General features: G+C 47.1%; 13 protein-coding genes. 10 read left to right on the plus strand and 3 right to left on the minus strand.

What is annotated here, in order from left to right; translation table 11 throughout:
- Positions 1-154: 154 nt before the first annotated feature.
- Positions 155-2419 (plus strand): penicillin-binding protein 1A, encoded by a 2265-nt coding sequence (locus ABD851_RS17930; RefSeq protein WP_344981914.1) that lies wholly within the window; start codon positions 155-157, stop codon positions 2417-2419.
- A gap of 97 nt (positions 2420-2516) precedes the next feature.
- Here the strand turns inward: ABD851_RS17930 and pafA are convergent, their stop codons facing one another.
- The 3 genes from pafA to ABD851_RS17945 all read right to left on the minus strand — a co-directional run bounded on the left by pafA (position 2517) and on the right by ABD851_RS17945 (position 6908).
- The gene (gene pafA / locus ABD851_RS17935) at positions 2517-4157 is read right to left on the minus strand and encodes an alkaline phosphatase PafA (RefSeq protein ID WP_344981916.1); all 1641 of its coding nucleotides are present in this window, start codon (positions 4155-4157) and stop codon (positions 2517-2519) included.
- 63 nt (positions 4158-4220) lie between these two features.
- Positions 4221-5171 carry a glycerophosphodiester phosphodiesterase family protein gene (locus ABD851_RS17940; protein ID WP_344981918.1) on the minus strand — a complete coding sequence of 317 codons (951 nt, stop codon included), beginning with the start codon at positions 5169-5171 and terminating at the stop codon, positions 4221-4223.
- Positions 5172-5333: 162 nt separating this feature from the next.
- The gene (locus tag ABD851_RS17945) at positions 5334-6908 is read right to left on the minus strand and encodes a glycerol-3-phosphate dehydrogenase/oxidase (RefSeq protein WP_344981920.1); all 1575 of its coding nucleotides are present in this window, start codon (positions 6906-6908) and stop codon (positions 5334-5336) included.
- Positions 6909-7136: 228 nt separating this feature from the next.
- On the opposite strand from ABD851_RS17945, the gene ABD851_RS17950 reads away from it, so the two are divergent.
- The 9 genes from ABD851_RS17950 (at position 7137) to ABD851_RS17990 (ending at position 19397) form a co-directional block, all read left to right on the plus strand.
- A complete protein-coding gene (locus tag ABD851_RS17950) occupies positions 7137-8378 on the plus strand; it encodes an aminotransferase class I/II-fold pyridoxal phosphate-dependent enzyme (protein WP_344981922.1) in 1242 nt (413 codons plus the stop codon).
- A 145-nt stretch (positions 8379-8523) separates the two neighbouring features.
- Positions 8524-9444 (plus strand): polysaccharide biosynthesis/export family protein, encoded by a 921-nt coding sequence (locus tag ABD851_RS17955; RefSeq protein ID WP_344981924.1) that lies wholly within the window; start codon positions 8524-8526, stop codon positions 9442-9444.
- A 56-nt stretch (positions 9445-9500) separates the two neighbouring features.
- Positions 9501-11870 (plus strand): GumC family protein, encoded by a 2370-nt coding sequence (locus tag ABD851_RS17960; protein ID WP_344981925.1) that lies wholly within the window; start codon positions 9501-9503, stop codon positions 11868-11870.
- Positions 11871-12135: 265 nt separating this feature from the next.
- Positions 12136-13428, plus strand: a complete 1293-nt coding sequence (locus ABD851_RS17965; RefSeq protein WP_344981927.1) for a nucleotide sugar dehydrogenase — start codon at positions 12136-12138, stop codon at positions 13426-13428.
- A gap of 33 nt (positions 13429-13461) precedes the next feature.
- Entirely contained in the window at positions 13462-14664 is a 1203-nt protein-coding gene (lhgO, locus tag ABD851_RS17970; RefSeq protein ID WP_344981929.1) for an L-2-hydroxyglutarate oxidase, read from the plus strand.
- Between the two features lie 5 nt (positions 14665-14669).
- On the plus strand, positions 14670-15809 hold the full coding sequence (locus ABD851_RS17975; protein ID WP_344981931.1) for a DegT/DnrJ/EryC1/StrS family aminotransferase: 1140 nt from the start codon (positions 14670-14672) through the stop codon (positions 15807-15809).
- An 81-nt stretch (positions 15810-15890) separates the two neighbouring features.
- A complete protein-coding gene (locus ABD851_RS17980; protein ID WP_344981933.1) occupies positions 15891-16916 on the plus strand; it encodes a Gfo/Idh/MocA family protein in 1026 nt (341 codons plus the stop codon).
- A gap of 5 nt (positions 16917-16921) precedes the next feature.
- On the plus strand, positions 16922-18199 hold the full coding sequence (locus ABD851_RS17985; protein WP_344981935.1) for a lipopolysaccharide biosynthesis protein: 1278 nt from the start codon (positions 16922-16924) through the stop codon (positions 18197-18199).
- A 19-nt stretch (positions 18200-18218) separates the two neighbouring features.
- On the plus strand, positions 18219-19397 hold the full coding sequence (locus ABD851_RS17990) for a carboxylate--amine ligase (RefSeq protein ID WP_344981937.1): 1179 nt from the start codon (positions 18219-18221) through the stop codon (positions 19395-19397).
- Positions 19398-19599 lie beyond the last annotated feature (202 nt).

Consider the following 19599-nt stretch of genomic DNA (forward strand, 5'->3'; position numbering starts at 1 on the left):
TTACCCTTTCAAATCTGTTACTTGCTCTAAAATAGGCAAAAATAGGGAATGCCCCTATTTGCTATGTCATACAACGACTTCCGACCTTTTAACACTACTTTGGCGCCAAAACAAGATAAATTTGATAGTTTTGCCCGTTGACAGATATTAACGAATGAAAAAAGCCATTAAGATATTATGGACGGTCGTGCTGGCCGGCGTCGCCTGCGCCTGCCTGATCGTCCTGCTGATCAACTGGGGGGTATTCGGCTACATGCCTTCCATGGAAGAGCTTGAAAATCCATCCGCCGCGCTGGCCTCTGAGGTGTATGCCAAGGACGGCACCCGGATGGGCAAGTTCTATTACGCCGATCAGGACCGTACCGCCATCGATTTCAAAGACATCTCCCCGTATGTCACCCGGGCGCTGATCGCCACCGAGGACATCCGCTTTTACAAACATTCCGGCATCGACCCCAAGGGGGTGGCGGCCATTCCCTTTTACCTCCTTACCGGCCGGAAAAGGGGCTCCAGCACCATCACCCAGCAGCTGGCCCTGAACCTGTTCGGCTCCCGTTCTTCCAACTATGTGATCCGGGCCTTCCAGAAGATGAAGGAATGGGTGCTCGCCGTAAAACTGGAACGCAATTTTACCAAGGAAGAGATCCTGGCGCTTTATCTCAACACCGTGCCGTTCAGCGACAACGTTTACGGCATCAAGAACGCCTCCCTGACCTTTTTCAACAAGAACCCCGACCGCCTCAACATCCAGGAGGCCGCATCCCTGATCGGCATGCTCAAGGGCCCGACGCTCTACAACCCGCGGCGCAACCCCCAGATCGCCATCGGCCGGCGGAACCTGATCATCAACAAGATGGGGGAAAACGGCTTTATCACCCCGGCACAGGCACAGGCGGCGCTGAAGACCCCCATACAGCTGGAGTATCACAAAGTGGACCAGAACAACGGCATTGCTCCCTACTGCCGCGAATACATCCGGGGGTATCTGAAGCAGTGGTGCTCGGAACACAAAAAACCGGACGGCAGCAACTACAACCTGTATACAGACGGCCTGAAGATCTACACCACCATCGATCCGCGCATGCAGCTGTATGCCAACGAAGCGGTGGCCAAGCACCTCAGCACGCTCCAGTCCGTATTTAACCGGCAGTCCAATATCAAAAGCGGCAGCATCTGGAAAGGCCGGAGCAACTACCTGGACATGTTCATGAAGAATACCCTGCGTTACCGCAGCATGAAAGAAGCGGGTAAAAGCGATGCGGAGATCCGCAAAGTCTTCATGGAGAAAAAGGTGCCGGCGCGCGTGTTTGCCTGGAACCGCAATGTGGGTAACCTGCCCAATACGCTGGATACCCTCATGACCCCGATGGACTCCATCAAATACATGCAGCAGCAGCTGCAGGCGGGTTTTATGGCCATGGACCCCGAAAGCGGGGAGATCAAGGCCTGGGTGGGGGGGCCGGATTTCCGGTATTTCAAGAACGATCATATCCATACCCGGCGGCAGGTAGGCTCTACCATCAAGCCCTTCCTGTACTGCCTGGCCATCATGAACGGATTTTCACCGGGCACCGAAGTACCCAACCAGCCGGTGACTTTTCCCAATTACCAGAACTGGACCTCGCACAACGACGACGGCAGCGTCAGCGAGCCCGTACCGATGTCGCAGGCGCTGGCCAGGTCGCTGAACAATGCTTCGGCTTATCTCATCCAGCAGCTGACCCCCGCGGTGTTCGCCGAATTTCTGAAAAAAAGGATCCGGATCGGCGGCAACGTACCGCCCTTCCCGTCCATTTCGCTGGGAACGCCCGAGATATCGCTGTACGAGATGATGCGCGGCTACAGCATGTTCCCGGACAAGGGTCTGATGGCGGAACCGCTGCTCATTACCCGCATCGAGGACCGGAACGGCAATATCCTGGAAAACTTTACGCCCCGTAAGCAGGAGATCATCAACCAGAACATCGCCTATACGATGGTGCAGATGATGCAGGGGGTGGTGGACCACGGCACCGGCAGCCGGATGCGTTTCCGGTATGGGATAAAAGGACCCCTTGCGGGAAAAACGGGGACCACCAACGATCATACCGACGGATGGTTTATCGGCTACAATCCCCAGCTTCAGTTCGGGGCCTGGGTAGGCTGCAATTATAACTTCCTGCACTTCAACAACATGACCTGGGGGCAGGGCGCCAGCACCGGCCTGCCGATCTGTGCCTATTTCCTGCAGAAGGTGTATGCGGACAACTCGTTCGACATCAACCCCAATACGCCCTTTGAGCGGCCGCTGAGCTTCCCGCCCGAGCTGGACGTCAACTACCGGCCGCCGGACAGCGGCGGCGCCCTTCCCGGCGCCGAGCCCGACGATATCGGGAACGGCAATGCCAGCGACTATTTTGATGTTCCCAAGAAAAAGTAAGCCCCCTAAAGGAGGTAAGAGGCGAAAGGTAAAAGGCAAAAGGTGAAGGGCGCTTTTATAAAATGCCTTTCACCCTTTACCCTTAACCCTTAACCTTTTACCTTAAATTCACCACTTTCCCTACGCAGCCGCCGGGCATCTGGATATGCAGCAGCGCCGCGACGGTGGGGGCGATATCGGTCATGTGGACCGTTTCGTTCGTGGCCCCGTGACGGATGCCCCAGCCCATGAACACGAGCGGAATATGGGTATCGTAAGGCGCCCAGGTACCGTGCGTCGTACCCTTGGCGGAACCGCTGTACCAGCCCGGTTCGGGGATCAGCTGGATCTGACCTGAACGTTTGGCATTATAGCCGTTCTCCGCCATCATCCTGATGGGCTCCGGTACGGAACTTTCCCCGATATGGTCCATGTCGAGGGCAAACTGCACACCCGGCTGGGCCCGCAGAAATCCGAGCGAAGTCTTTTTTATTTTTTCAATATCCAGCTTGTGCTCCGCAATCTTATTCAGGTCGAAGTTGATCTGGTAATTCATGGCGGAGCGTACCAGACCGGCTACGCCATATTGCTGCTCGAGCAATTTGTTGAGCGATTTCGTTATACCCCCCGAATTAAACAGACCCGAAGGAACATTGTGCGCTTCGAGATAGCCGACCGACTCCGAAGCGCCGTGGTCTGCCGTCAGGAACACGAGGTAATTACCCTTGCCCAGCCGCTGATCGAGGTAGCTGAAAAACTTCTCCAGGTCCTTGTCCAGCCGCAGGTAGGTATCTTCCACTTCAATGGACTTGGGTCCGAACTTATGCCCCACATAATCGGTAGAGGCGCAGTTGATCGTCAGAAAATCGGTAACCGGCCCCCTGCCGAGATCATAGCCTTCCACGGCCGCCCGTGCAAAATCGAGCGTGAGCGTATTACCAAAAGGGCTGATGCGGAGGCTGCCCCGGTCCTTTTGATAGCTGTCTTTAAGGTCGTGCGGGAATACGGGCGCTTCCTCACCGGCCAGGGTACCTTCCCAGGAAACATTATCCGCCGTGCTCTGGATATAGGTGTTGATGGGATACAGCGTTTTCCAGCCGCCCGCTACCAGCTTTTCGGGCTCCTTCCGGGCGTTGAACTGCTGTGCCCAGTCCGGCAGCTCCTGCATATAGTAAGAGCTGGTGATGAACTTGCCACTGGCATCATCCAGCCAGAAAGCGCCGTTGGGCATATGCCCTGCCGGCAGGATGGCGGCGCGGTCCTTCAGCGATACGCCCACTACTTTGGAGCGGAAGTTGGTAGACATGCGCAGCTCGTCGGTGATGGTACTGGCCAGCAGATTGCGGGGCGACATCTCTCCTACCTTGCCGGTGGTACCGACAGACTGCACCGCTGTATCTTCCGTACAGTACCATTTACGGCCGGTAAGCTGATCCGTCCAGTCGTTGCCGGTAATCCCGTGGATGGCGGGCACAGAACCGGTGAAGACGGTAGTATGCCCTACCGCCGTGAAGGAAGGCAGGTGGCTGATGAAGGTGTTTTCACAGGAAAAGCCTTCGTTCAGCAGCCTTTTGAAGCCGCCTTCCCCGTAACGGTCGTAGTAACGGTAAAGATAGTCCCAGCGCATCTGGTCCACCACGATGCCGACCACCAGCCTGGGGCGGGGAAGGGTGCGGGATGACTGGGCTTTCAGGGACAGACCCATCAGGATCATCCCGGCGGTTAGGAGAAGGGCGAGGGTAAAATTTCGTTTAAGCATGAGCGTAGTTTAATATCGGGTAAATAATATGGTCGGGAGCCCAGGCGGCCGGATCCAAATATATCAAAGCCCCTGCAGATAATTCGGATAATCGGTAATGATGCCGTCCACGCCCAGCGCTTTCATCTTTTTTACATCCGCTTCGCTATCCACCGTCCAGGGCACGATCTTTATCCCTTTGTCGTGACAGGCCTTTACCAGCTCCGGCGTTACGAGGTTAAAGGAGGGATTGTAGAACTCGGGGGTAAAGCCCACAGTCTGCAGGTTTTCTTCAAACGTTTTTTTGTTGGACAGCAGAAAGCCCAGCCGTATGTTGGGATAATCGCGGTGGATGATCTGCAGGGGCCGCTCGTCAAAGGATTGTACGATAAGGCGGTTGCCCAGGTGCTTTGCATTCAGCACCGGCATGAGGATCTTCATATATTCCTCGGGATTAGGCTGCTCGACACCGTCCGTCCCAGGTCCGGATTTGATCTCCACAAGATAAAATGCCTCAGGCAGATCATGCGCCCGGGTAAAAGCTTCCACGGAGTCGATCATCTCGCCCATGAGCGGCGCATAGGTGGCTATGCGTTGCTGCTGCGGGAAGGCGGGATAATCCTTCATACCGATGACAAACTTGCGGATCTCGTCGTAGTTGAGCTTGTACCAGGTGTACTTCTTCCGTTCTGCCGGCGGGATATCGCTGCCGTCGGCAAAGGTGGTATACGAAGGTGTGGGCGAGGCATCGTGATAGATCATCACCTTACCGTCCCTGGTGATGTGGACATCGCATTCGATGGTATTGGCGCCGATCTCAAGGGCCTTTTCAAAGGAGGGGATCGTGTTCTCGGGCATCAGGCCCCGGGTACCCCGGTGGCCGACCTTGTAAAAATCGGGGTTGGGAACGGAGGACTGCGCTTTTGCGGATGCTCTACCGGTCTTCTTCGCCGTGCTGCAGCCGGCGGCCAGGGCAATCGCCAGCAGGGCAGCGGCAAGCGGCATAATGATGCGGTGTGTCGGATTCATTTTCATGAAGGATGTTTTTGATTTTATAAAGCACGTGCACCCGCCGCCGGAGGCATCGCAAAGATGCACCGTGTATGTTAACATGATGTTACCAAGTGAGGCCTTAGGTCTTTGACCCTTCGCCTTTTACCTTTCACCCTTTACCTTTGACCTTTGACCCTTCACCCTTCACCTCCCGCCTCCGGCGGGCAAGTATTGTTCCGCCACCTTCCGGAAATCCGCCACCTGCTGCCGGCGCCAGGGTTCGTCGCGGTGCAGCTCGCCCGCCATGAGCTCCGCCACGGCCGGCGCGGCTTCTATAGCAGCCTGCGCATCGGTAAACAGCGCGCGGGTACGGCGCGCCAGCACGTCTTCCACGGTGCGGGCCATCTCTTCCCTTACGGCCCAGATCACCTCCGCTCCTATCTGTGGCAGGCGGGGATGCAGAGGCTGACGCCATGCGGCCGGTCCGTTTTCCGCCAGGGCTTTCACCTGCGGCCCGTCGGCCCCGTACAGGAACTCGGGATCGGGAGCGCCGGTATGATAGCCGTGGATATGCAGATCCTGCGTCACGCAGGGCCGGGGCGGCATGCCGTGCACCGCCAGCACCTTATCGACTGTATCCTCGGCCATCTGGCGGTAGGTGGTCCATTTGCCGCCGATGATGCTGACCAGTCCGGAGGCGTTGACGATCAGCTTGTGCCCCCGGGATATCTCCTTGGTGGCGGAGCCTTCGCCCTGCGGGGCAGCAAGGGGGCGCAGCCCGGCATAGATGCTGAGCACATCCCGGCGCGTTACCGGACGCCGGAGATAGCTCTTTGCCGTGTCGAGGATAAAGGCGATCTCCTCTTCCAGCGCCTGCGGCTCGAGACTGATATGATCCAGCGGGGTATCAGTGGTGCCGATGAGCGCCTTACCCTGCCAGGGCACGATGAACAGCACCCGGCCGTCGCTGGTTTTGGGGATCATGACAGCCTGGTCGCTTTGCAGGAAGCTGCGGTCCACCACCACATGCACTCCCTGGCTGGGGCGGACCATCTTCCGGTGCTCCGGATTGTCCATGGAAAGGACCTCGTCTACAAACACCCCGGTGGCGTTGACCACCGCTTTGGCCTGCAGGACATAAGACGCGCCAGCTTCCAGATCCTGCAGCTGCACGCCGTTGACACGCCCTGCGGTATCTTTGGTCAGGGCCGTAACCCGGCAGTAGTTGAGCACATGGCCGCCGTTTTCCAGACAGGTCTGCGCGAGGTTTACTGCCAGCCGGGCGTCGTCGAACTGCCCGTCGTAATATTGTATGCCTCCTTTCAGCCCTTCGGTGCGGATGGTGGGCAGCAGCTCCGTCACGCGGCGGCGGCTGAGTAGCCGCGCCCTGCCTATTCCCCACCGGCCGGAGAGCCAGCTGTACAGCTTAAGACCGATACCGTAATAATATTTGCTCCACCAGCTGTAGGCCGGCACGACAAAGCCTGAGCGCCAGGCCAGGTGGGGAGCGTTATGCAGCAGCCGTCCTCTTTCCCGGAGCGCTTCCCGCACCAGCTTGATATCGCCCTGAGCCAGGTAGCGCACCCCGCCATGCACCAGCTTGGTGCTGCGGCTGGAAGTGCCTTTGGCAAAGTCGGCCTGTTCCAGCAGCAGCACATCCAGACCCCGCGTCGCCGCGTCCACAGCTACGCCGAGACCGGTGGCCCCGCCCCCGATCACGATAATATCCCAGCTTCGTTTTCCCGCCGCTATCGCTTCCAAAATCTGCGCTCTGTCCATGTTCGTCGTTTAGATACTGCTAAATACAGCACAAAATAAAAATAAAAACAACAAAATGCAATAAATCGAAACAGAGTTTTATACGGATGTTTTCGATTTGTTTCAATTTGGAAATGAGGGCGGGCCAGCCTTGTCGGGGAGAGACCACAGGTTAATTCTTCCTTAAATGCTAACAATTCTTTAATTTGCACCCGTTTACCACACACGTTTCAAGCTTTAAATACGTCTATGGATATTTTTGAGAAACTTATCAAAAACCTGGGCCCTATTGGCCGGCACTCCGACCGCGCCCACGAATACTTCGCATTTCCCAAGCTGGAAGGAGAGCTGAGCAACCGGATGCTGTTCCGGGGAAAAGAAAAGATAGTGTGGAGCCTGAACAACTACCTGGGTCTGGCCAACCACCCCGAAGTACGGAAGACCGATGCGGAAGCCGCCGCCAGGTATGGCCTGGCCTATCCCATGGGCGCCCGGATGATGAGCGGCAACTCGGATTACCATAACCAGCTGGAACGTGAGCTTTCGGCTTTTGTAAAGAAAGAAGATACCGTGCTGTTCAATTACGGCTACCAGGGCATCATGAGCGCCATCGACGCCCTCTGCAGCCGCCGCGACGTGGTAGTGTACGATGCCGAGTCGCACGCCTGCATCATGGACGGCCTGCGCCTGCACCCCGGCCACCGGTATGTATTCAAGCACAACGATGCGGAAGACTGCGAAAAGCAGCTGAAACGGGCTACCGAAATGATCAAGACCACCGGCGGGGGCATCCTGGTGATCACCGAGGGCGTCTTCGGTATGGCCGGGGACCAGGGCATCCTGAAGGAGATCGCCGCGCTGAAGCAGCGGTATGCGTTCCGCCTGCTGGTAGACGATGCGCACGGCTTCGGCACCATGGGCGCTACCGGCGCCGGCGCCGGCGAAGAACAAGGCGTCCAGGATCAGATCGACCTGTACTTTTCCACCTTTGCCAAGTCGATGGCCTCTATCGGCGGCTTTATGAGCGGCGATAAGGCCATCATCACCTACCTGCGCTACAATATCCGGTCGCAGATCTTTGCCAAGTCGCTCCCCATGGCCATTGTCATTGGCAACCTGAAGCGGCTGGAGCTGCTGCGCAGCCATCCCGAGCTGAAGGAAACGCTGTGGGACAAGGTCCGCAAGCTGCAGGAAGGCCTGCGCGAGCGGGGCTTCAATATCGGTAAAACCAACTCCCCCGTCACTCCCGTATACATGAGCGGCACGGTACCCGAGGCCACAGCCATGGCCGCCGACCTGCGGGAGAACTACGATATCTTCTGCTCCATCGTGGTATACCCGGTGATCCCCAAGGGACAGATCATCTACCGGCTCACCCCCACGGCGGCCCATACCGACGAAGATATCGAGCTGACGCTGAATGCCTTCTCCGAAGCCCGTAAAAAGCTGGATGCCAAGGTGTACGACGTGGCGGAGATACCGGTGGTGTGACCCTACGTTATTTTGGAGTCGAGATCTTTTACATAAATTTAATCCAGACCAAAGCTCCCGTGGAGCCTTCCATTCGTTAGGCGCGTTTGAAAAACCTGGGCGGTTTTTCAAACGCAATTACATACTATATTTTTTTCTCCTATATTTGCAACCAATTTCCATAGAGTTATTACCGCCGGCAGAAACCGGCCCGTTTTTTGAAAGTATCCCGGTAAAATCTGAAAAAGTAACCTCAACAGATACGATGTCGACCATATCCAAGCTCTTCCTTGCCGCCTGCGTCGCGATCCTGTGTTGTCCGGCCTGCACTTCCACCAAACATATTGCTTACTTCCAGAATATTAATGACACGGCCCGCATTCAGAGCGAGGCTATTAGTGTACAACCAGTGACACCGACGATACAGCCGGATGATATTCTTTCCATTACGGTAAGCAGTACCAACCAGGCAGCAGCGGCACCATTTAATCAGGGGAGTGCCGGTGTCACTACCCAAATGTATATGGGAGAAACTTCCACCGTAGAAAGCCTCTACGGACGCACTGCTGATATGCGGTTGGGTTATCTGGTCGATGCAGACGGCAGTATCAATTTCCCCAGCATTGGGAAGCTTCCGCTAAAAGGCTTAACCTTACAGGCTGCGCAAGATACCCTGACTCATCGTCTACTGACTTATCTGGCAGACCCTATTGTAAATATCCGCTTTCTGAACTATAAAATTACTATCCTTGGGGAAGTGGCTAGACCGGGCACCTTTAACATTCCTAACCAACAGATCACATTACTGCAAGCCCTGGGCATGGCCGGAGATATGACGGTTTTTGGAAAGCGGGTAAATGTAATGGTCGTCCGCGAAAAGAACGGGGAAAGAACCTATGGACGGATTAATATGAACGACTCCAAAAGCCTGTTTACATCTCCATACTATTATCTTCAACAGAACGATGTGGTATATGTAGAGCCCAGAAAAACGAAAGTATGGAACACCGATAACGCCGGTCTCAGGAATGTTTCTATCCTGGCCACTATTCTGAGTGCCCTCAGTCTTGTGGCAACCCGCTTTTAATGTTTTTCATTACATGAATCCGAACCGTTTTTAAAGAAACGTTTTTATATCACGACATGGAGCAATCCGAACAACTTGCCTTACAGGAAGAAAACACCGTCAATCTTCGGGAGATCATTGTCAGATACCTGCGCCATTGGTATTGGTTTGCTATCGGTATTGTCATTATGTTGTTCCTGGCTTTTTTGTATCTACATATTGCCACGCCTATTTATCAGGTAGAGAGCGCCTTGCTGATCAAACAAGAAAATGGCCAGGGTGGACAGAATCTGGAAAACGATATTCTGAATCAGTTGAACATGATGGGAGGCAATGCCAATGTAGATAACGAAATGGCTATCCTACAATCACATTATTTAAATGAGCAGGTTGTTCGAAAACTAGATCTTAGCACTACTTATTATGTACGCGATGGCCTCCGTCATAAGGAACTATACAGGTCTTCACCTGTGAATATAGTTGTACTGCAAAAGACAGATAGTACCCAAAAAATTACGTTTAAAGTTCAGTTACAAAAGAATGGGACTTATCGTGTCACAGATGATGACGGAGAGGCAATTGTAAATAATAAACAAGTCGCTCATTTATCCTCTGGGCACTTTCTTATTTTGCCTATAAATCGAGGAAAAGAAACGGACAGCCTCGCAAGATTAGGGATTACTGTAGTTATTACACCACTTCAAGCCGTTGTAGAAAATTATCAAAAAAGTCTCGGTGTCACCACTACCAGCAAGACTTCCAGTGTTTTGAATCTAACCTTAAAAACACCTGTACAACAGAAAGGAAAAGATTATTTGACGACCCTAATCGACGCTTATAACAATGCCGGTTTGCAGGACAAGAATCTGACAGCTGAAAATACGGTGCGGTTTGTGGACGGAAGAGTTGATTCGCTCAGTGGAGAGCTAAATACTATTGAGAGTCGCCTGGAAGAGTTTATGCAATCCCATTCCATGGCCGACTTGGATGCCCAAAGCCAACTCTTTCTGGATCAAGTGAAGGATGTAGATAATCAGTTGTCTGTACAACAATTAAGATTAAATGTTCTACAATCTATCCGGGAATATGTGAGCAATCCTGGGCAGGCAGATAAGATGGTCCCTTCTTCGTTGGGCATAGACGACCCTACCCTGCTTTCACTGATCAATAACTATAATAACCTGGAGCTAGAACGCGGCCGGAATATCCAGGCAGGTGCAAAGTCAGACAACCCCTTAGTCAAAGGCATCGATACCCAGCTAACTGGACTGCGATCGGATATTCTGCAAAGTGTAAAAAACCTGGAACAGGCTACCCAGCTGGCATTGAATAAGCTGAATCAGCAAAACCAGTATTTTGAAAACCAGATTCGTTCCGTACCGGCTTTGCAACGGAATTACATCAGCATCAAACGGCAGCAGGAGATAAAGCAGAATCTTTATCTCTATCTCCTACAGAAGCGAGAAGAAGCCGCTATTTCACAAGCCGCAGCCGTATCTGGAAGCCGCTTGATCGATCCGGCCAATAGTTCTCCGAAACCAATCTCGCCAAAATCAAGGTTAATATATCTTGCAGCATTTTTAATTGGACTCTGTGTCCCGGTAGGTATGCTCTATGCGAAGGATCTACTAAATAATAAAATTCATTCCCGAAAAGAGGTAGAAGAACATACTCACGCTCCTATTCTGGGAGAGATTGCCCATAGTACTGAAGGAGATAACATAGTGGTCAAACCAGGGGCTCGTAGTGTTATTGCCGAACAGTTCCGGACCCTTCGCACTAACCTCACTTTCATGACCGGTACGGATGATAGTGTAAAGACACTCCTTATTACCTCTAGCACCAGTGGGGAAGGGAAATCCTTTATCTCCCTGAATTTAGCTGCGGGATATGCTCTGGCAGATAAGCGAGTCGCTATTTTGGGTCTTGACCTGCGCAATCCAAAACTAGCCCGAGTACTTGGGGCAGAACATCATAAAGGCATTTCCAATTACCTGGCCGGACAAGCTAGCCTTGAGGAATTGCCCATGGAGCTCCCTTTTGGGAATCACAAACTCTTCTTTGTACCCAGCGGACCCATACCTCCAAATCCAGCGGAACTCATTCTAAACGAACGCATGGATAAGCTCATAGATCATCTTAAGTCCAATTTCGATATTGTATTGCTGGATACTCCCCCCATTGGGCTGGTTACTGATGCTCAACTACTCACCAAGTATGTAGATGTCTGCCTGTTTATCGTCCGGCATAACTATACCCTCAAAGGGCAGGTACAAATCATCGCGCAGCTTTACCAACAGAAGAAGTTTCCGAATTTGACCATTGTGTTGAATGATATTAAATCCGGGGATGCGTATCGTTATCAATATGGATATGGGTACGGGTATGGGTATTATAGTGACGATGCAAAAAGAGGTCGATGGAAACGCCGCTTTCAAAGCAGGTAATAACTGTAGATCAGCCCTATTATTTTTATATTTCCATGACAAACAATTCGAGCCAGATCCTCATTTCCGGCCTTAAATTTGCATAGAGGCAGCCGTCCAGGTGCGACGTTAACTTTTTGCAACCTTTTTTAAAAAGTTGTCATTCGTTGTATCTTTGCAACCGGCTGAATAAACTGAACAGCACCGTTGTGAGTGAGGAGGCGAAGCCGTGCCAGATACCTATTTTTCTTTGCATAAAAATTCACTTCATTATCATTGTACATCTATGAATAATAAATTAACTGACCAGCATATTGCAGTTATCGGCCTGGGATATGTAGGTCTTCCCCTGGCCATCGAATTCGGGAAAAAATATGATGTTCTAGGATTTGACATCAATACACGACGAATTCAAGAATTACAAAACGGAGAAGATCATACCAGAGAAGCAGACCTGGAAGGACTTAAGGAAGCTACCCAGGCACATAACGACCAGAAAGGTCTCTGGTTCTCATCGGATACAGAAGATCTAAAGAAGTATAACACTTTCATCGTTACCGTACCGACGCCTATTGATCAGTTTAAGGCTCCTGACCTAACCCCCTTGCTAAAAGCCTCAGAGATGATCGGGAAAGTGCTGAAAAACGGAGATATTGTAATCTATGAGTCAACGGTATATCCCGGCTGCACGGAAGAGGATTGCGTTCCCGTACTGGAAAAAGCATCCGGCCTCAAATTCAATAAGGATTTCTACTGCGGCTATTCCCCGGAACGAATCAATCCCGGGGATAAGGTGAACACACTGACAAAGATTAAAAAAGTAACGTCAGGTTCAACTCCCGAAATTGCAGATATTGTAGATCAACTATATAGCAGCATTATTAATGCAGGGACCCATAAAGCGCCCAGCCTTAAGGTAGCGGAAGCTTCGAAAGCTATCGAGAATGCGCAACGAGATGTGAACATTTCATTTGTAAATGAACTGGCATTGATCTTTGACCGTATAGGGATCGATACCACAGATGTGATCGAAGCTGCCGGAACTAAATGGAATTTCTTGAAATACAAACCAGGATTGGTAGGAGGTCATTGTATTGGTGTAGATCCGTATTATTTAGCTCATAAAGCCCAAGCGTTGGGCTACCATCCACAAGTGATATTAAGTGGAAGAAGGGTAAATGATAACATGGGTATGTTTGTGGCCAGCAAGGTGATTAAACTGATGATACATAAAGGGCACAAAATCCAGGGGGCACGCATATTGATTCTGGGGATTACTTTTAAAGAAGATTGCCCCGATATTCGAAATACGCGAGTGGTAGATATCTATCACGAATTGAAGGAATTCGGAGCAACTGTAGACATCTACGATCCTCATGCACAAAAAGAAGAAGTAAAAGAGGAATACAATGTAGAACTGGTAGATGCCATTGAAGGAGGGTATGATGCTGTAATTCTGGCAGTCTCTCATAAGGAGTTTTATAATATTGACTTTAAAAAGCTTCGAAATGGCAACAGCACAATTATCTTCGACACCAAATCTTACCTACCCCGTGAGACTGTTAGTTGCCGCTTATAGTGAGAATACTCCCTAAAAGATTTCTGATAAAAGATGACAAGTTCCACTTATGACGCCGTAATTATTGGAGCAGGATTGGTTGGCCTTTCTGTAGGATACCACTTAAAATTAAAGTCGTCTCGAAAAAGGGTTTTGCTTATAGAAAAAGAAGATCGGGTAGCTGCTCATCAATCGGGGCACAACAGTGGGGTATTACATAGTGGTATTTACTATAAGCCTGGAAGTCTAAAAGCTAAAAATTGCATATCGGGTTATACAGCTTTACTAGAATTCGCAAAGCAATATAACATCCCCCATCAGATATGTGGAAAACTTATTATAGCAACTTCTGAAGATGAAACACATGCTCTGAATAAAATTTTTGAACGTGGGCAGATGAACGGCCTTAAGGGCCTAAAGAAAATCGCTAAAGAAGAAATTCATAATTATGAGCCTCATGCTTCGGGAATTGCTGCGATCTACGTACCCCAGACAGGTATTATTGATTATCCCAAGGTAGCAGAGAAATTATTATATCTTTTTACACAGGAATTAGGAGGAGAAGCGGTATTTGGGGAGAGAGTTATCAATATACTTTCTCAAGGAGAACAGCATATTATCGAAACTTCAAGTGGAAGTTACACTGCGAAAAATATTATCAGTTGCGCGGGATTACACTCTGACCGAATAGCAAGTTTGACTAAAAGAGCAAGCGACCTACGTATTATTCCTTTCAGGGGAGAGTATTATAAGCTAAAACCTGAAAGGGAGGATTTAGTGAACAATCTGATCTACCCCGTTCCTGATTCTAAATTTCCTTTTCTTGGGGTCCACTTTACCCGTATGATTCGCGGGGGCATAGAAGCCGGTCCTAACGCCGTATTAGCCTTTAAGAGAGAAGGATATAAATTCCAGGATATCGGCCTGAGCGATATTGCTGGAACGCTGTTTTGGCCTGGATTCTGGAAAATCGTAACTAAGTATGGTAAAACCGGGGCTGGCGAAATATATAGATCATTATCCAAAAAAGCCTTTACGAAGGCCTTACAAAAGTTAATCCCGGAAATTCAAGAAGATGACCTCATCAATGGAGGGTCGGGAGTCCGTGCACAGGCCTGTGACAGAGAAGGGAATCTAATAGACGACTTTAACATTCTGGAAGATGGTAATATTATCCATGTCCGCAATGCCCCCTCTCCGGCAGCTACAGCTTGCTTGTCCATTGGTAATTTTATAAGTGATAAGATAAAAAATTAATCTACATGGAGCGTTCCATTCAAATGGTTGACTTAAAGGCACAGTATTATAAACTCAAAGAGGAAATAGATAACGCTTTGATTTCAGTAGCCGAAGGCACTGCTTATATTAATGGGCCTCAGGTAAAAGATTTTGCTAAGGATTTGAAACAATACAATAAGGTAAAGCATGTAATACCCTGTGGAAATGGGACAGATGCCCTTCAGATTGCCATGATGGCGCTAAATTTTAAACCGGGAGATGAAGTTATTGTACCGGCATTTACTTATATCGCCACAGTAGAAGTAATAGCCTTACTTGGCCTAACTCCTAAATTTATCGATGTCAGAGAAGATACATTTGAGATAGACTATGACCAGTTGGGAAACGTTATTTCGGAAAAAACAGTTGGCATTGTGCCCGTCCACCTTTTCGGACAATGCTCAAATATGGAGGTTCTTCTCAAAATTTCAAAAAAGTATAATATAGCTATAATAGAAGATACAGCACAGGCCATAGGTGCTGAATTTATTTTTAAAGATGGGACCAGAAAATTTGCGGGGACTATTGGTGATATCGGAACAACATCATTCTTTCCATCTAAAAACCTCGGGTGCTATGGTGACGGCGGAGCTTTATTTACTAATGATGAACAACTTTCTGAGAAAGCATACATGATTGCTAATCATGGTCAAAGAGAAAAGTATCATCATGAGACAATCGGCGTAAATTCCCGTTTGGATACGTTGCAAGCGGCAATATTACAAATTAAACTTCGGCATCTAAATAATTATAGCAGAGCCCGCCAAAATGTAGCGGATCGATATGATGAAAGATTAAAAGGACATTCTGAAATAATTATACCTTTTCGAGCGCCTTATTCGACACATGTGTTCAATCAATATACATGCAGAATAAAAAGCGATAATCGTAAAGCTTTAAAGCAATATCTGACAAGCAAAGGCATACCTTCAATGATTTATTACCCTATACCACTTCACTTACAAGAAGCTTATCGCACTTATGGATATAAAGCAGGCGATTTTCCGGTAGCAGAAAGGTTGTGCGAAGAAGTAATTTCGCTGCCTATACATACAGAAATGAAGCATGAAGATCAAGATTATATTATTGAAGAAATATTAAATTATTTCAAAACCGCTAAGTAGACAGACATTAAAGGCAACAAGGGCTATTGCAAACATCAAATCAAATAGGGAAGAACATCGAAAATAAAAAATAAATTCTTAATGGGCCAGAAAAGTAAAATAGTAAAATTTGCCGTTATCGGCTGCGGACATATTGGAAAACGTCACGCAGAAATGATTAGCAGGAATAGAGAAAGCCAGCTGGTTGGTCTTATTGACGTAAAGAATAAAGAAGACTTGAATATAGACCAATATTCTGTTCCCTTTTTCAATACTCTAGATGATTTTCTTAATTCTGGAATAGAAGTGGATGTAATTAACATTGCAAGCCCTAATGGTTTTCATGCTGGACAAGCCATGCAATGCCTAGAAGCACGCAAACATATTGTGGTTGAAAAGCCCTTGGCACTCGTTAAACAAGATGCGGAAAAGGTCATATACAAGGCGCTTCAGGTACATAGGCATGTATTTGCTGTTATGCAGAACAGATATTCTCCCCCGTCAGTCTGGATCAAGGAGTTAATTGAGAGCGGAAGATTAGGGGAAATATATATGGTCCAGCTAAATTGCTACTGGAATAGGGATGATCGCTATTATAAGCCGGAAAGCTGGCATGGGAAAAAGGACCTTGACGGCGGAACACTATTTACCCAGTTTTCTCATTTTATAGATATTATGTACTGGCTCTTCGGCGATATTACAAATATTAGCGCCAAACTAAATGACTTCAATCATAAAGGATTAACTGAATTTGAAGACAGCGGTATTGTAAGCTTCGATTTTACGAACGGGGGTATGGGGTCGCTAAATTATTCAACCTCCGTATGGAATCAAAACCTGGAAAGCTCCATGACCATTATTGCTGAAAATGGTTCGGTAAAAATAGGAGGCCAATATATGGATAAGGTAGAGGTTTGCCATATAAAAGATTATACAATGCCGGAATTAGCTCCTACTAATCCTGGAAATGATTATGGAGCATATAAAGGATCAGCTGCTAACCATCATTATGTTATTGAAAATGTAGTAGACGTCTTAAACAGCCGGTCTGCAATTACTACCAATGCTCTGGAAGGCTTAAAAGTTGTTGATATAATTGAAAGAATATACTGTGCAGCCGGAGCTTAATTAATATGAAGATAGTCCAGAGATTAAAAATTGGTTTAAAGTCTGACTTTAATAAGAACTTTGCTGTTCTTTTTTCCGGATCAGTTATAGCGCAAAGTATTCCACTGGCAGCCAGTATAATCTTAGCCAGAATATATCCTCCGGAAGATTTTGGTATACTAGCGGTATATACAGCCTTAGTTCAAATATTTACTTCCATAGCAAATTTAAGGTATGAGTTCACTATACCATTGCCAAAAGAAGATGAGGATGCAATAAATTTATCTTTCTTGTCAATAATAATCGCAATTTCTGTTTCATTATTATTACTAATGGCATTTATTCTCTTTACTAAGCCAATATTGCATCTAATTGGAGGAGAAAAACTGGGAAATTGGATTTTTTTTGTGCCACTCTCTATATTTCTTGGGGGACTATATAATATGCTAAATTACTTCTCGGTCCGTTTTAAGAAATATAAAACCATTGCCGGATCCAACATACTCAAAGCCGGAACAGGCGCTGTATTTCAGTCTGGATTAGGAATAGTTGGGCTACGACATAGTGGATTGATTATTGGAAATATTCTATCTAATCTATCCGGAAACCTAAAGATGATACGCCATTTTCTATCTTATAAAAGCGAGTTTAAAGCTGTCAATAAAAACCGCATATGGAAAATGGCAAAGAGGTATAAAGATTTTCCGCTTATCTCTACGTGGGGAATTTTTCTGAATTCTTCCTCAATCAACATTAATAATTTTTTTATTTCTAATTTATTCGGAGTTAATCAATTAGGGTTTTATTCTTATAGTTACCGCTATCTTAACATTCCTCTATCGTTAATAAGTACTAATATGGGCCAGCTATTTTTTCAAATATGTGCTGATTGCCATAAAGAAAAGAGGGATGCAAAAAAGGAATTTATATCCACTTTAAAGAAGCTACTAACGATATGCACCCCCTTTTTTTTAATATTATATTTTATTGTAGTAGATGTTCTCGCTTTTGTTTTCGGGGAGAAATGGAGAATTGCAGGTGTTTATGCTCAAATATTACTTCCCTTATTTTTTATCCGCACTATATTTAGCCCACTGAGCATGATTAATGGTGCGTTCGAAAAGCAAAGGTTGGCTTTGCTTATACAAAGTTCAATATTCTTTACTAATATAATAAGTTTTTTAATAAGCTATCAACTTCATTTAAAAATTGAAAGCTTCCTACATTTATACATGATATTAGGAGTCACGACCTATACTCTTAATTTATATGTTTTATATTTAGTAGCAATCAAGAGAATTTAAATTTATTCAAACAATAATTGTGCAAAAAGAAATAACTTATGCTGTAGTTCTTGGAGGATATATAAATGCGTATGCTATCATTAATGAGTTACATAAAAAGGGAATACAGGAAATAGCCCTAATATCCTATACAAAAAAAATAGCTTGCTTTTCTAATAAGATAAAAAAGGTCTGTATAATCAAACAAACTACAGAAAATCTTTCCAACTGCCTGATGCGATTGGGAAAAGAAGTAGGAAAGCTTATTCTCTATCCAACAGATGATTGGTTTTTGGAACAGATAGTCAAAATTGAACCCCTTATAAAAGATTTTACCTTTATCCCCTTTAATACCAAAAATTTCAATTTAACTGCTAACAAGGTTATACAATATAAATATTGTGAACAATTATCTGTTCCCTACCCACGAACAATAGGCATTCAAAATAAAACAGATTGGGATAGTATTACAAAATTGGCCTTCCCAATTATAATTAAGCCATCTCATAGAGAGGACCTCAACCAAAAGATATTTCGCTCCAAGTTAATCAAAGACCAAGAAGACCTATTATTAAATATAGGATCAATTAATCTCTTATTAGAGGAAGGGGTAGATTTCTTAGCATCAGAAGTTATACCGGGCAGCTCAAATGGGAATATATATGCCTATTGCTCCTATGTAGACGAAAATGGGAACATTCTAAATGAATGGGGTGGACGGAAATTAAGCCAATATCCTAATGACTACGGTGTTTTCTCTTCAGCCTCTAATGAAGTACCTGAAATAGTGATGCAACAGGGAAGATCGTTGGTAAAAGGTATGAATATTCATGGCTTTTGTGAACCAGAATTTAAATATGACTATCGGGATGGAAAATATAAATTGATGGAAGTTAACCTTAGATCCATGATGTGGAATGAAGTAGGTAGATTATCTGGTGTAAATCTCCACTATACCCAATGGTGTTACGCAAGAGGAGAGAAGCCGCCTGTTGAATTGCAGAACAGGAAAAAACCAATTGTCTTAATTTATTATAAACATGAATTAATCAACCTCTTCATACGAAAAAATTATTGGTCGACGTTCAAACAGATATGTAAAAAAAAGAACAAATACTGGGCCGGAATCGATTTGAAGGATTGGAAACCATTCATGCATGATTTATTTCATACGCTTAAACTCCTAATCCTAACTTTACTTAAAAAAAAACATGCCTAAAACCTTTTTGAATAGCCTTCGGCAAAAATGGTATCGTTTTCAAATGAAGAAACGGGGTGTCAAAATATATAATAATACTGTAATTACGAATACCAGGTTTTCTGGTAACGCAGTTATCGGTATCCGCCCGACCAAGTGCATATTTCCTGAGCGTTGTATAATGCAGAACTTTGCTTAATGAGCAAAGAAGAAAAGAGATCAC

Origin of the sequence: Compostibacter hankyongensis (assembly GCF_039541075.1) — a bacterium.
GTDB lineage: Bacteria > Bacteroidota > Bacteroidia > Chitinophagales > Chitinophagaceae > Compostibacter > Compostibacter hankyongensis.